The 13006-nt window shown below is 65.0% G+C and carries 14 protein-coding genes; 5 read left to right on the top strand and 9 right to left on the bottom strand.

Annotation, left to right across the window (positions count from 1 at the left end; genetic code table 11):
• Window positions 1-3: 3 nt before the first annotated feature.
• Window positions 4-1095 carry a septum formation family protein gene (locus O4220_RS00815; protein ID WP_269602230.1) on the bottom strand — a complete coding sequence of 364 codons (1092 nt, stop codon included), beginning with the start codon at window positions 1093-1095 and terminating at the stop codon, window positions 4-6.
• Between the two features lie 24 nt (window positions 1096-1119).
• Between O4220_RS00815 and O4220_RS00810 the strand changes: the two genes are divergently transcribed.
• Window positions 1120-1512, top strand: a complete 393-nt coding sequence (locus tag O4220_RS00810) for an ankyrin repeat domain-containing protein (protein ID WP_032381061.1) — start codon at window positions 1120-1122, stop codon at window positions 1510-1512.
• A gap of 11 nt (window positions 1513-1523) precedes the next feature.
• Entirely contained in the window at window positions 1524-2777 is a 1254-nt protein-coding gene (gene serS, locus O4220_RS00805) for a serine--tRNA ligase (RefSeq protein ID WP_269601661.1), read from the top strand.
• Between the two features lie 18 nt (window positions 2778-2795).
• Here serS and O4220_RS00800 read toward each other — a convergent pair whose 3' ends face one another.
• The gene (locus tag O4220_RS00800; protein ID WP_269601660.1) at window positions 2796-3671 is read right to left on the bottom strand and encodes a hypothetical protein; all 876 of its coding nucleotides are present in this window, start codon (window positions 3669-3671) and stop codon (window positions 2796-2798) included.
• Between the two features lie 99 nt (window positions 3672-3770).
• Here O4220_RS00800 and O4220_RS00795 point away from each other — a divergent pair, with 99 nt between their 5' ends.
• Window positions 3771-4511, top strand: coding sequence for a lysophospholipid acyltransferase family protein (locus tag O4220_RS00795; RefSeq protein ID WP_269601659.1), 741 nt, complete (start codon window positions 3771-3773; stop codon window positions 4509-4511).
• A 9-nt stretch (window positions 4512-4520) separates the two neighbouring features.
• On the top strand, window positions 4521-5006 hold the full coding sequence (locus O4220_RS00790) for a GNAT family N-acetyltransferase (protein WP_269601658.1): 486 nt from the start codon (window positions 4521-4523) through the stop codon (window positions 5004-5006).
• Here the strand turns inward: O4220_RS00790 and O4220_RS00785 are convergent.
• Together O4220_RS00785 and O4220_RS00780 are read right to left on the bottom strand one after the other, a co-directional pair.
• Entirely contained in the window at window positions 4980-6440 is a 1461-nt protein-coding gene (locus O4220_RS00785) for a sensor histidine kinase (protein ID WP_269601657.1), read from the bottom strand. The genes O4220_RS00790 and O4220_RS00785 overlap by 27 nt on opposite strands.
• Window positions 6437-7120, bottom strand: a complete 684-nt coding sequence (locus tag O4220_RS00780) for a response regulator transcription factor (RefSeq protein WP_052058601.1) — start codon at window positions 7118-7120, stop codon at window positions 6437-6439. Before O4220_RS00780 ends, O4220_RS00785 begins: the two co-directional genes overlap by 4 nt.
• Before the next feature lie 127 nt (window positions 7121-7247).
• Here O4220_RS00780 and O4220_RS00775 point away from each other — a divergent pair, with 127 nt between their 5' ends.
• Window positions 7248-7991: a hypothetical protein gene (locus tag O4220_RS00775; protein WP_269601656.1), complete on the top strand. Its 744-nt coding sequence runs from the start codon at window positions 7248-7250 to the stop codon at window positions 7989-7991.
• A gap of 61 nt (window positions 7992-8052) precedes the next feature.
• Here O4220_RS00775 and O4220_RS00770 read toward each other — a convergent pair whose 3' ends face one another.
• From O4220_RS00770 to O4220_RS00750, 5 genes are all read right to left on the bottom strand, one after another.
• Window positions 8053-9486, bottom strand: coding sequence for an HNH endonuclease signature motif containing protein (locus O4220_RS00770; RefSeq protein ID WP_269601655.1), 1434 nt, complete (start codon window positions 9484-9486; stop codon window positions 8053-8055).
• Window positions 9487-9626: 140 nt separating this feature from the next.
• Window positions 9627-10229 carry a DinB family protein gene (locus O4220_RS00765; RefSeq protein WP_269601654.1) on the bottom strand — a complete coding sequence of 201 codons (603 nt, stop codon included), beginning with the start codon at window positions 10227-10229 and terminating at the stop codon, window positions 9627-9629.
• Between the two features lie 5 nt (window positions 10230-10234).
• Complete coding sequence (locus tag O4220_RS00760) at window positions 10235-10978, bottom strand: CPBP family intramembrane glutamic endopeptidase (RefSeq protein WP_269601653.1); 744 nt, start codon at window positions 10976-10978, stop codon at window positions 10235-10237.
• A 19-nt stretch (window positions 10979-10997) separates the two neighbouring features.
• Window positions 10998-12296, bottom strand: a complete 1299-nt coding sequence (locus tag O4220_RS00755; protein WP_420030295.1) for a YhgE/Pip domain-containing protein — start codon at window positions 12294-12296, stop codon at window positions 10998-11000.
• A 53-nt stretch (window positions 12297-12349) separates the two neighbouring features.
• Window positions 12350-12931 carry a TetR family transcriptional regulator gene (locus O4220_RS00750; protein ID WP_269601652.1) on the bottom strand — a complete coding sequence of 194 codons (582 nt, stop codon included), beginning with the start codon at window positions 12929-12931 and terminating at the stop codon, window positions 12350-12352.
• Window positions 12932-13006 lie beyond the last annotated feature (75 nt).

The raw sequence follows: 13006 nt of genomic DNA, 5'->3' as shown, positions 1-13006 counted from the left end.
ATGTCAGCCTCCGGTGGTAATCGGAGCAGCGCCGGGCAGCGGAGTGGGCAGCGCGCGGCCGTCGGGAGCCGATGGCGGTGGGACAGGCGCTGCACCGTTGATGAGAATGTCACCCTTGGCACTGCCGACGATGGTTGCGAATCCGCCGGAATCGAGTTCCTTGCCCACCGAACACGTCACCTGTCGGCTACCGGCGAGCCAGCTCGCGACGTCGATGGTGTCCCAGAACAGGGTCAGCGTCTTGTCACGCAGTGCCGTGTCCGACCCGAGATAGCCGTTGACGGCGTCGGTGCAGGTGCCTTCCAGGTACGCGTCCTGATCGCCCTCGGACGGGTGTCCACCGGGGAACTGCTGCGTCAGGTTGATCACCGACGCCACCTCGAAGGCGTGCGGTGCCGAGCAGTCCACCGGATCGGCAGGGACGTTCTGGTTGATGCCGATGCACGTGCCCGTCGGCCAGACCTTGGACTGGTCCTGGTCGAGGATCGAACCGGTCATCTCCAGCAGTGCTCCGGTGTTCGACGGCATCTGCACCCCGCAGCGCAGGGTCCGCTCGCCCTTGGCCCAGCCGGCCTGGCTGGGGAACATCAGTCCGACTCCGAAGAGTCCGTTGGGATCGAATTTGGCACCGACGTAGTCGTCGACGGCGGCCGTGCAGTGTTCGTCACGCAGCTGGCCGAACCGAATGGATCCGGGATACTGCGAACCGGGACCGAACTCGACGCCGGGGTAGACACTCATGTCGATGTCGCGGGCGACCTCGAAGCGATGAGGATCGGCGCACGACACTTCGGCGAGATCCTGACGGTCGGTCTCCGGGTCGTCGGTGGGCGTCCATTGCAGGCACGTACCGGGATCGGCTGCACCGAACGAGGATGCCGATACGGGTCCGTCGGTCACCGGACCACTGGCTGCCGAATGGGTGGTGATCTTCTCGGGTGCCGAGAACCCGTCGGAGAGGAACGCCGTCGCACCCGCGGCCAGCACTGCACCGACCGCAACCATGGCGAGCCCACGTCGGGCGGTGGTTGCGGAGAGAGTTCGCCGATTCCGGCTCTCTCGGGGGTCTGTTTCGTTCTCGGACATCGCCTCCATCATGCCCGAGTATGTTCGGTCCTCATGAGCGACCCGACAGGTGACGACGACCTCAGCGAGCTGGCCGGCCGACTGTTCACGATGGCGCGCACCGGTGATGCAGCCGGTTTGGCGAGCTACGTGGACGCGGGCGTTCCGGTGAATCTGCACAACGAGTCCGGGGACACCTTGGTCATGCTTGCCGCGTATCACGGGCATGCCGATGCGGTGCGCGTGCTGGTCGAGCGCGGTGCCGACGTGAACAAGCCCAACGACAAGGGGCAGACCCCACTCGCGGGTGCGGTCTTCAAAGGCGAGGACGACGTGGTGCGAGTTCTCGTCGACGGCGGAGCCGATCCGCACGGGGGTCACCCGTCGGCGATCGATGCCGCCACGATGTTCGGACGCGAGGACTACCTGGGGTTGCTCGGCAAGTAAGGTTCCCTCTCGTGATCGACCTGAAATTCCTTCGCGAAAATCCTGACGCCGTGCGTGCCTCGCAGCGCACCAGAGGCGAGGACCCCGCTCTCGTCGACGCGCTTCTGGGTGCCGACGCATCCCGCCGGGCCGCCGTGCTCGCCGGAGATCAGCTGCGCGCCGAGCAGAAGGCATTGGGAAAGAAGGTCGGTAAGGCATCGGCCGAGGATCGTCCCGCTTTGCTCGCCGGGGCATCGGAGCTGGCTGCCAAGGTGAAGGCCGCGCAGGCCGCCGAGACCGAGGCCGACGCCGCTCTCGACACGGCACACCGGGCGATCTCCAACATCGTTCAGGACGGCACGCCGGCAGGTGGCGAAGACGACTTCGTACTGCTCGAGACGGTCGGCGAGATACCCGAGTTCGATTTCGAGCCCAAGGACCACCTCGAGCTCGGTGAGTCGCTGAACTTGATCGACATGGAACGCGGAGCCAAGGTCTCGGGCTCACGCTTCTACTTCATGACCGGTTACGGCGCGTTGCTGCAGCAGGGGCTGCTGCAGCTCGCCGCGCAGAAGGCCGTCAAGAACGGGTTCACCATGATGATCCCGCCGGTGCTCGTGCGGCCGGAGATCATGTCGGGAACCGGCTTCCTCGGTGCACACGCAGACGAGATCTACCGCCTCGAAGCCGACGATCTCTACCTCGTCGGAACCTCGGAAGTTGCTCTCGCGGGCTACCACTCGGGCGAGATCATCGACCTGGCCGACGGCCCCAAGCGCTACGCCGGTTGGTCGTCGTGCTTCCGTCGTGAAGCGGGCAGCTACGGCAAGGACACTCGCGGCATCATTCGCGTCCACCAGTTCGACAAGATCGAGATGTTCTCGTACATCAAACCCGAGGACGCGGCCGCGGAGCACCAGAAGCTGCTGGAGTACGAGAAGGAAATGCTCGCCGCGGTCGAGTTGCCGTATCGCGTCATCGACACCGCCGGTGGAGACCTCGGGTCCTCCGCCGCGCGCAAATTCGACTGCGAAGCATGGGTTCCCACCCAGAAGGCATACCGCGAGCTCACCTCGACCTCGAACTGCACGACCTTCCAGGCCCGACGACTCGGCGTGCGTTACCGCGACGAGAACGGCAAGCCGCAGATCGCCGCGACCCTCAACGGCACCCTTGCCACCACCCGTTGGATCGTGGCAATCCTGGAGAACCACCAGCAGGCCGACGGCACCGTCCGGGTCCCGGAAGCCCTCGTGCCCTTCGTCGGGACCGACGTCCTGAAGTAATCGGGTCGTTCCGCAGGCTCAGGCGATGTCGCCGATGCAGTAGCCCTCGCCGCCGACGGTCAAGACGAACGTGCGGTTCTGGTACGCCCCCGATGCATCGATGATGTCGGCATTGACCTGTGTGTAGATGCCGTTCTGAGCCGTGACGAACACGCTGTCGGGATCGAACGAGGTGATGCTCGGCAGTATTGCCGGGTCCTCGGCCAGAGGTGGGGCAGTAGGAGACCCGGTGCCGTTCGGATCCCACGTACCGCGGCTCTCGCACACGAGTGGGTAGCGCTCCTCCAGGTCTTCCCGGTTGACCGGAACGCCGGCTATGCGTCCCAGATAGCGATCGACGGCGTAGGCCGCGTCTGCCGCGTCGAACACGGGGGCGGTGCCGGTGGGGTAGACGGTAGGGCAGGCGTAGCCGGACGTGATCTCGCTGCGCTTGATGGCGACCGTCGCAGTGGGCCCGGTCCACGTCACCGCGTACTGACCGTCGACGGCGGGAGCAGCTACTGCAGCGAGGATGGCGTCGGTGTCGACGTACATCGTCGGGATGTCGGTGGGCGGGACGGTCCAGCACTTCGCCGTGACGACACCGATGCCACCGCCGGTGAGATCGTTGACGAACGGCCGTAGCGCCGCGGCGGCCGCGGGATTGCCGGGGGCTTCGCCGACGGGTGGCCCCGGTGGGATGGGCGGCGGTGCCGGGGTGGTGGCCGTGGGCTCTGGGGTGCTCGGCTCGGCGGCATTCGCGGACTCGGCACTGCCGCTGGACGGGGCTGCGGCCTGATCGGATGGGATCCCAACCGCGGAATCGCACGCACCGACCAGCGCGATCGTCGCGATCAGCGGCAGCGCGGTTCGGCCGACTCGGCTGCGCCGCGGTGGTGCCGCTCTGTTCTTCACGTGTTTCTCTCCCCCATACCTTTTACCGAACTGCGCACGACCCGACCGCACTCTGCCGCACCTTTCTCCGGCCTCGTCCACCGACTACGCTAACCGACTGTGGAACCCGTCTACCGATCAGTCATCGGCATAGCTCGCACCGTGTTCGCGTTCGAGGGCCTGAAGTTCGAGGTCGAGGGCGAGGAACACATCCCTGCTACCGGTGGAGCGGTCGTCGCCGTCAACCACACCGGATACATGGACTTCACCTACGCCGGACTGCCACCGCGGCGAGTGAAGCGCTACATCCGCTTCATGGCCAAGAAGGAAGTCTTCGACAACAAGATCTCCGGCCCCATCATGCGTGCGCTACGCCACATCCCCGTCGATCGTGGGGCAGGTGCCGAGTCCTACAAGTCGGCCGTGCAAAGTCTGCGCAACGGCGAACTCGTGGGCGTGTATCCCGAAGCCACCATCAGCCGTAGCTTCGAGATCAAGGAATTCAAGTCCGGTGCAGCGCGCATGGCGATCGAAGCCGGCGTCCCCATCATCCCCACGGTCATCTGGGGTGCGCAGCGCGTGTGGACCAAGGGGTACCCGAAGCGATTGGGCCGCACCAACACTCCGATCTCCATTGCCGTGGGTGAGCCGATTGCGCCGGTCGGGCCGCCGAACGAACTGACCGACAAGCTACGCGCGGTGATGCAGAAGATGCTGCTCGAGCTGCAGGAGGGCTACCACCATGAGCCGGGTGCCTACTGGGTGCCGGCCCGACTCGGCGGTAGTGCGCCCACCCTGGAGGAAGCCGACAAGCTCGACGCCCAGGACCTGGCGGCACGTGCGGCCAAGCGCGCCGAGTAGAACTGTGCGATGAACCTCCGCGGTGAACGGGTCGTGTTGCGGCCCGTTACTGCCGAGGATGTGCCGGAGCTACGTCGAATTCTGCACACCCCCGAGGTGTACATGCGGTGGGGCGACGAGGATGCCGACGAGAACTGGCCGTTCGACAACCCCGAAGAGACCCGCCTTGTTGTCGAATTGGATGGTGCGCCGGTCGGATTGATTCAGTACGGCGAGGAGACCGACCCGATGTACCGGCATGCGTCGATCGACATCTTCTTGGATCCGGCAGTGCACGGCCGTGGCGTCGGAAAAGATGCCGTGGGTACGCTCGTGCGTTACCTGACAGCCGATCTGGGGCACCACCGTCTGGTAATCGATCCGGCTGCCGACAATTCGGTTGCGATAGCCTGTTACAGCGCAGTCGGTTTCGAGCCGGTCGGGATCATGCGCAAATACGAGAAGGGCCCCGATGGCTGGCACGACAGCCTATTGATGGATCTGATCGTCGAGTAGCGGGCGCGTTGAGGTTCCGGGTTTCAGGGGGAGTGTCAGGCGGAATCTGGCACCTGCAGGCCCTGCGGCACACATCAATTCACCGCCATGGGCGCGCGCCAGTGTGCGTGCGATCGAGAGCCCGAGTCCGACGCCGCCGGAAGTGCGATCGCGTGCGGAGTTGAGCCTGACGAGCCGCTCGAAGATGCGCTCACGGTCCGCTTCTGGGACACCGGGCCCTTCGTCGTCGACAGTGACGATCGCCTCGTTGTCCACTGAATGCACGGCGACAGTGATACTGCCGCCTCTGGGCGTGAAACGACTGGCGTTGTCGAGCACGTTGGACAGAATCTGCTCGATGCGGCCCACGTCCACTCGAACCGGAACGGGTTGCGCCGCATCGATATCGAACCGAATCTGCGGGGCGAGCAGAGCTGCTCTCTCCACCGTTCGGCGGGTGACGTCGGCGAGGTCGGAATCTGCCAGCTCGAGATCCGACGTGTTCTCCGCGCGAACGGAATCGAGCATGTCGGATACCAGACGCGATGCTCTGGAGGATTCGCCGACCAGCAACTCGCTCCAGCGTGCGACTCGATCGGGGCGTTGCTCGGCATCGCGCTGCAACGATTGCGCCAACGCGGAGATACCGGCGACCGGCGTGCGCAATTCGTGTGCGGCATCGGCCAGAAAGCGCCGCATGTCCTCCTCGGCGAGCCTCGCTGAGCGTGCGGCCGAGGCCTCGCGTCGCTCGGCGTTCTCGAGTGCGTCGAGCATCTCGTCCACGGCCGATGCCGTACGGCCGAGGTCGGTGTTCGGTTTGGTGGGAAGGAGCCGTCTACCTCTGTCGCCGTTGGTGATTCGGCGTGCCACCGACGTCATCGAGTCCAGCGGGGACAGTGCTCGTCGCACGGCAAACGTCAAAGCAGCGGCGGCCAACAACAGCGTCACGGCACCCGCCCCCAGCATCAGGATGCGAAGTTGACGCCGAACGTCGGCGATCGCGGTGGTGTCACCGAGGAGCGACAGTGTCGAACCATCGGGCAGTGGTTCGGTGATCTCGAACGAATCAGAGGGGGGCGCAGGAGGATCGGGTGGTCCGGGAGGGCTGGGAGCCTTCGACTGTCCGGCCTGCGGAGCTGGGGTAGCAGGCCGCACATTCGGCCCGGGCGGTTCGCCGCCGGGAGCCCCGTACACCGTGCCGTCCGCAGTGGTGACACGGACTCTGATGGCGTCACCCTGAAGGGCCTGCACCAGATCCTCTGGTCCGACGCCGCTCTCCACGAGCTCTACGGCACGGGTCGACCTGTCCGATAGCCGTGCTTCCAGATCTCGCCGAAGCTGTTGACCGAGAACGACATCCACCGAAGATCCGACGATCACCAGCAACACCGCGAACAACACGACGACGGTGGCGACCACTCGCATTCGCAGCGAGGGGGTTGGCGTGCGCTTCACTGCGGAGCCCGTAATGCATAACCGAGGCCGCGGACGGTATGGATCAACCGTGGCCCATGGGCCTCCATCTTGCGACGCAACGCACTGATGTGAACTTCCACCAGGTTGCCGTCGTACGCGCCGTAGCCCCATACCGATTCGAGGATGGACGTTTTGGAGACGGTGCGTCCGCGCTGTGCGACCAAGAACGTGGCCAGACGAAGCTCCGTCGCCGTCAGATCGAGAACCTGACCTGCCCGAGTGACAACTCCGGCGGGCTCGTCGACCAGGAGATCGCCCACCTGGACTGCGTCCGAAGACCGACCGCGCCGACGCAACACGGATTTTGCGCGGGCAACCACCTCGTCGAGTTGAAATGGCTTGACCACGTAATCGTCGGCACCGTCGCTCAGCCCGCGCAGTCGGTCGGCCAGTTGATCCTTAGCGGTGACCATGATGATGCCCGCATCGGTGCTCTGCCGGACTACGTCGATGAGAGCAAAACCGTCTCGCGCACCGGGCAGCATGACGTCGAGGATCACCACATCGGGCCGGAAGCCTGCCATCGTGGTCTCGAAGTCGTCACCGTCGGGCAGGGACGCGGCGGTGAATCCCGCGTCCTCGAACGCGGCCACCAGCGCTTCTCGGATGGGCAGCGAGTCCTCCACCACCATCACCCGGGGAGCGGAACTGTATGTCATGCCTCGATTGTCACCCACCAGCTGAAGTGATCCTGAAGATGCGCCCAGCTTCAGGGTGACTTCAGCTAGGGGCGGCAATGTCGGTGACAGAACGAAACGAACGAGACAGTCCGAACAAGGAGTGAACGTGAACGATCAGACTCAGCCGATTCCCGCCGCATCGAACCCCGAGCCAGCCCCGAGTGCCGAGGCCGGCACAGCTCGGGAGAACAAGCCGAAGCGTTGGAAGGGACGGGTGCCGTTGGCAGCGACCGCAGCAGCGGGTCTAGCCGTCGGGGCTTTGGTGACGGCGGCAGTGTTCGCAGCCACCGGACCCGACGTCTCGCCTGGCGTGTCCACGGTCGCGTCGTCGTCTGCTCTCGGACAGCGAACCGACGGTGGCGGCGGGTCGGATGCATCCGAGGTACCGGCGGCTCCTGCAGCTCCCGATTCCGGCGACGGATCGACGGTTCCCGCGGTTCCGACACCACCGGCAGCGGGTGACGGTGCAACGCCACCGGCACCGCCCGCAGGAGGCCCGGGCAAGGGCGGACCGGCTGAGGGCGGTCCGGGTAAGGGTGGACCGGGTGCAGGTGGCCCGGGTGGTGCTGTGTGTGCACCGGAAGACGGAGCGACGCCGCCGGCTCCGCCCGCCGAAGGTGATGGTGCGACTCCGCCTGCACCGCCGGCAGCCCCCGCTGATGGTGCGACTCCGCCCGCTCCGCCGGCTCCCGCTGATGGCGCGACTCCGCCTGCACCGCCGGCTCCCGCTGATGGTGCGACGCCGCCCGCTCCGCCGGCTCCCGCTGATGGCGCGACTCCGCCTGCACCGCCGGCTCCCGCTGATGGTGCGACGCCGCCCGCTCCGCCGGCAGCTCCCTCGGGTTCCTGAGCCCAATCTCTTCCAGCCCCGCACCGTGTTCTCGGTGCGGGGCTGGTTTCGTTGTCGATGGTTATGTGATGTGGGGGCCGGCTCGGGCGTGGGATTGTCGGGGTTTTCGGTACGGGTCGACGGTCGCCGGCGGTACGAACCACGGGTGGTTGTCTGCGGCGATGAACACTTCCCAGTCACTGTGGTGGATGAGTCGGTGGTGGAATCCGCACAGTAGGACGAGGTTGTTCATGTCTGTGGGTCCACCGTCGGTCCAGTGCCAGATGTGGTGGCCTTCGGTCCAGGCGGCGGGTTTGCCGCAGCCGGGGAACGCGCAGCCGTGGTCGCGGGCGGTGAGGGCGCGTTTCTGTTTCGCGTTCACAGTGCGGGCGGTGCGGGCGAGGTTGATGGGGGAGCCGTTCTCGTCCATGACGATCGCGGTGAGAATGCAGTCACAGGCCAGTTGCCGAGACGTCTCACGGGACAGTGGCCCCATCCACGGGAGCCATCCGACGGTGGTGCCGTCGCCGAACAAATCCCGGTACGCGCCACGATCCGCTGACGGGCCGATGGAACTGTCGCAACCATCGCCGCTGCCACCGGCACAATCATCGTTGCTGCTGTGGCTGGCGCAATCATCGCCGCTGTCGCTAACAGTAGCACCGCCGACATTGCCGTTGTCGGATTCGGTTGCGGTGCTGCCGTTCTCGTAGTTCGAGTCGGTGTTGCTGTCGCTGTCGGCGTTCATGGTGCGGCGCAGGTTTGTGAGGTCGCGGAGGGTGATGTGCAGGTTGACGTGCGGTTTTTCTCCGCCTTCGGTGGGGCGGTTACTCGAGGCGAGGTAGCGGTCGAGGATGTGTCCGAAGGCGTCGGCTCTTCGCCTCGCGGGGCTGCGTTCGTCGGGGGTGCCGTCGGCTGCCGGTCGGGGTTCGGTCAACGGTGAGAGTGCGGTGAGCAGCTTTTCGCCGGTGATCGCATCGAAATCCATCTTCGCCACCAGACGTCCGTTGAGGGTGGTGGAGGCGAAGAGTTCGTTGCGGTCGGTGTCCTCGGCGGGCGGCTTCTTCCCGCCGTAGGTGTCGTGGAGGCGGGTGATCGCCGCACGCAGTGGGCCGGTGCGGGCGTCGGGTCCGGTGGCGGCGGTCAGCAATGCTGCTCTGGCGACGTCCTGGCCTTCCGGGGGAAGGTTCTTCGGTGGGGTTTCGGCGAAGGCGAGGATCAGGGCGGCATGGTCGACGGAAATGCTGCCGGTGTTCACGGCGTCGGCGATGTCGGGGAAGTTCTTCAGTCCGCGGGCGAGGGCGACGATCTTGGTGGCTTTGCCCGGGGAGAGCAGGGTGGTGGAGGTGAGCCACCCAGCAGGTCCGGGGAAGCCGAGCTTCTCGCGGGAGACGCGAGTATCGATCTCGGCGACGAGCGCGATCCGGCGGGCTTCGAGGAGTTGGATTTGGTGGGAGACCGCGGTGGCGTCGGCGAGGAGTTCTGCCTCGCTCAGTTGCCAGATCGCGGTGGTCATGGGGTCAAGTGTATCGAACGTGCGTTCGACTGGCAATGATAGTCGAATCGAAAACTATTGCTCTGCATGAGGATTCGGGAAAGCAAACCTGTCGGTGGCCCATGGTATCGACCCGCCACGCAGTCGAACGAACTGCTGTGTCAATCCGTCATATTGCCGGAAGAGCTTGGATCAGCTTCTCGCGCAACGGTTTCCAGCTCGGCTCGGTACTGCGCCCACCACGCTGCGTCGCCGTCGGCCATGTTCTCGTTGCCGAGGCGCAGTCCAACGGAGTTGTCGATCAATTCGCGCAGTATGTCTGCATGCCCGGCATGTCGATTTGTTTCGATACACATATGCACCAGTACGCGATGCAACGTGACTTCTTGCTTTTCCACCGGCCAGTGCAGGACGCGTCCGACTGTGTCCAGGTCGTGTGAATCGATGGTCTTGTCGGCGTACGTCCAGGCCTCGCGGTACAAGGCGACTATGGATTCGGACGACTCATCGGCCGTGGCCCACATGTCGGCGTTGAGCCGGGCCGTGGCCGATGCCTCCAGTTCCGCGAAACGAGGTGGGAACTCGCGACCGAACGTGAGGCCGAAGTAGCCGTACTCGACGATCGCCAGGTGCTTGATCATGCCCAACAGATTGGTGCCGGTGGGGGTCATCGGCCGACGCTTCTGGTATTCGGTCAGGCCGTCGAGCTTCCACACCATGTTCTGGCGTGCGATGCGCAGGTACTGGTGCAGATCGTCTTTCATAGGTCTCAGCTCGTCGACGCGTGCCACACGAGAGCGGCGGCCAGTGCGCCGAGTCCGTTGAGCGACCAGTGCAGGGCAATGGGGGCGATCAGGCTGCCGCTTCGGCTGCGGAGCCACGTGAAGACCACACCCGCCGCGGCCGTGGCAATGACGGCCAGCCCGATTCCGACGATCTGTCCGAACAGCCCGCCGCCGAGGAACCCGCTGAGTCCGACGTTGCCCGCCGTCAGGCCCAGGGAGGACGCGATGTGCCACAGCCCGAACAGCAGGGACCCTGCCGCGAACACGCCCCGCGCACCGTAGATCCGGCCCAATGTTCCGTGCAGAACCCCGCGGAACGCGAGCTCTTCCGGGATCACGGTCTGCAGTGGAATGACGATCATCGACGCCACCACAGCGGCCGAGACGGTCGCATACCGATCGGCCATGAAGAACGGGCGGGTCAGTGGTAGCAACGCGCCGATCGCGACGACCGTGAGGACGATTCCGACGGCTCCCAGCGCGTACAGCGAACCCGTCTTCCACTGTTTCGGTGACAGGCCCAATTCGGCCCAGCCCAGGCCACGGCGGTTCGAGAGAACGACCAACAGAACTGCGGCGATAGGAACCGTAGCGATACTGGCCCACGCCGTGGTGAAGTGCGCGATGAGGTTGGTGCCCACGAGTACGAGCACGACGATGGCGACGTCGAGGTAAGCGTGGAAGGCACGTCTGGGTGCCACGCTTCCGGCCGGATCAACAGCAAGCATTGGAACGAGTGTACCGGCGTCAGCTGATAACACCCGGAGAATCGAGGCTTCTGTCGAGGCCCTTGCGGTCGTAGAGAAGGGTGAACAGCAGGCCGAACACGAGCCCGATGAGCAGCCCGAGAGACGTCATACCCACCGAATGCAGCAGGCCCGCGTCAGGCGAGGCGTTGAAATACAGGATCGATCGGGTGCCGAGGAAGATCTGGTGCATCGGCTCGAACTGCGCCAGCCACGTGAAAATCGGCGGGCTCGCCTCGAGTGGAATCGTTCCGCCCGAGGACGGCAGTGCCAGGATGATGAAGACGATCAGATTGATCAGCAACCCGGCTGTGCCGAATGCGGACATCACCGCCAGCGCCGTGAATCCGACGGCGGTGATCGCGAACGCGCCGTACATCCACAGGGTCCACGCATGGGTGATGGGCATGCTCAGCAGATGGCTGATCAGCAAGTACAGGCCGGACACGAGCATGGCGAGAACGAACATCACCAGCCACTTGACCAGCAGGGTCTGGAACCGGCTGATCTGGGTGGGTCCGCGGTGGATGTACTTCGGGCCGATCTCGGTGGGGGTGAACCCCAGTAGGCCGTCGACGAGGGTGCTGACAATGGTCGCACCGGTGAATCCCGCCAAGACGAGTAGTAGTGCGTAGTAGAACGCAGACAGGCCACCGCCGGTACCGTCGGGCAGTGGATCATGCTGGGCGACAATCACATTGATCGGCTGGGCGAGAGTGAGAGCGCTCGCGCCCGCCAGGGGAGTGTCACCGAGTTGCTGGCGAACCTGATCGGTGATCTGTTCGCCCACGGTCTGGTTCACCGATTCGAATGCAGGAGTGGCCACTCCGGTCACGAGCGACATCCCGAAACTGCCCGCCCGCGGATTGGTGTACACCGTGATGATCGGCTTCTCGACATCGCCGGGAATCACACTCGCCTGCGCCAGGATTCCCATTCTCTTGGTGAAATCACTGGGGATGACGATGGAGCCGTAGACCTCGGCGGTGGACAGCAAGGATTCGGCCTGCGCCGGGCCGACCTCGCGGAATGCGACTTTCTCGGAGTCGACGTTCTGCAGCAACCCGTCGACGATGTCGCTGCCGATGTTGCGTTGCTCGCCTGCGAGGGTGTCGCCCTCGTCCTGGTTGACGATCGCGATGGGCAGGTCGTGCAAGTTGCCCCGCGGGTCGAGAACGCCACCCAGATACAGGGCCGCGAGGAACGACATCAATGCCGAGACGACGATTATCGGCGCGAGCCAGAAACGCGGTGAACGAAGCACGTCGGCCATCGACCGAGGGGTTCTTTCGGAGGTCACCGGATCAGTGTCGCAAGTTCGGCTCCCCGGTGCGCGCCAGTTCGACCGATGCTTCACCCACCCGGTGATCGACAGAACGCCCGTCGGACGGTGGCGGCAAGGGCAGCCCGTCGTCGGTCGTGGTCGGCGACGGGCTCGTTGCTGTCGGCGGTGTAAATGATCGCCGCCTGAGCCCACGTGCCGGCCAACGCAATCAGCATCGACCAGACATCCGCGGCGTCCACGTCGTCCACCAGCAGTCCGTCTCGTTGGGCGTCGGCGATCATCGCGAATTTCTCGTCGTCGTGTCCGGGTCTGCGGTCGAACAGCGGACCGCTCGGGGTTCGCTCCAGCCGGGCCCACGTCAGCAGGCGTACCAGCGTGGGGTCACCGAGGTACATGTCGTAGAGCTTCACCGCGTACCCGGGCAGGTCCTCGGGAGTGAAGGCGATGTTCTCGATATCGGTGTCGACTCGCGTATCGAATGCGACGTCGAACAGGGTGTCCTTGTTGCCGAAGTAGCTGTAGATCAACGATTTGTTCGACGCGGCCGTCGCCGCGATTCGGTCTACCCGTGCTCCGGCGATGCCGTGCGTCGCGAATTCCTCGGTGGCGGCGGCCAGCAGCCGAGCGCGGGTAGCAGCCGAATTTCCCATTCGAGAACCATACATTTCCAACTGGTTGGTTGAAAACCATCTCGCCGGACGCTACTGTTTCCAACCAGTTGGTTA

Source organism: Rhodococcus ruber (genome assembly GCF_027270735.1).
In the GTDB taxonomy this organism is placed as follows: Bacteria; Actinomycetota; Actinomycetes; order Mycobacteriales; family Mycobacteriaceae; genus Rhodococcoides; species Rhodococcoides rubrum_A.
The sequence above is the reverse complement of the archived record's forward strand: the minus strand, read 5'-3'. Positions and strand labels throughout refer to the sequence as shown.

Excerpts from the sequence above, each read along its gene's own strand:
- O4220_RS00810 (WP_032381061.1), top strand. The coding sequence starts at position 1,120 with ATGAGCGACCCGACAGGTGACGACGACCTCAGCGAGCTGGCCGGCCGA.
- O4220_RS00760 (WP_269601653.1), bottom strand. The coding sequence starts at position 10,978 with ATGCTTGCTGTTGATCCGGCCGGAAGCGTGGCACCCAGACGTGCCTTC.
- O4220_RS00750 (WP_269601652.1), bottom strand. The coding sequence starts at position 12,931 with ATGGGAAATTCGGCTGCTACCCGCGCTCGGCTGCTGGCCGCCGCCACC.
- O4220_RS00765 (WP_269601654.1), bottom strand. The coding sequence starts at position 10,229 with ATGAAAGACGATCTGCACCAGTACCTGCGCATCGCACGCCAGAACATG.
- O4220_RS00790 (WP_269601658.1), top strand. The coding sequence starts at position 4,521 with ATGAACCTCCGCGGTGAACGGGTCGTGTTGCGGCCCGTTACTGCCGAG.
- O4220_RS00780 (WP_052058601.1), bottom strand. The coding sequence starts at position 7,120 with ATGACATACAGTTCCGCTCCCCGGGTGATGGTGGTGGAGGACTCGCTG.
- O4220_RS00815 (WP_269602230.1), bottom strand. The coding sequence starts at position 1,095 with ATGGAGGCGATGTCCGAGAACGAAACAGACCCCCGAGAGAGCCGGAAT.
- O4220_RS00770 (WP_269601655.1), bottom strand. The coding sequence starts at position 9,486 with ATGACCACCGCGATCTGGCAACTGAGCGAGGCAGAACTCCTCGCCGAC.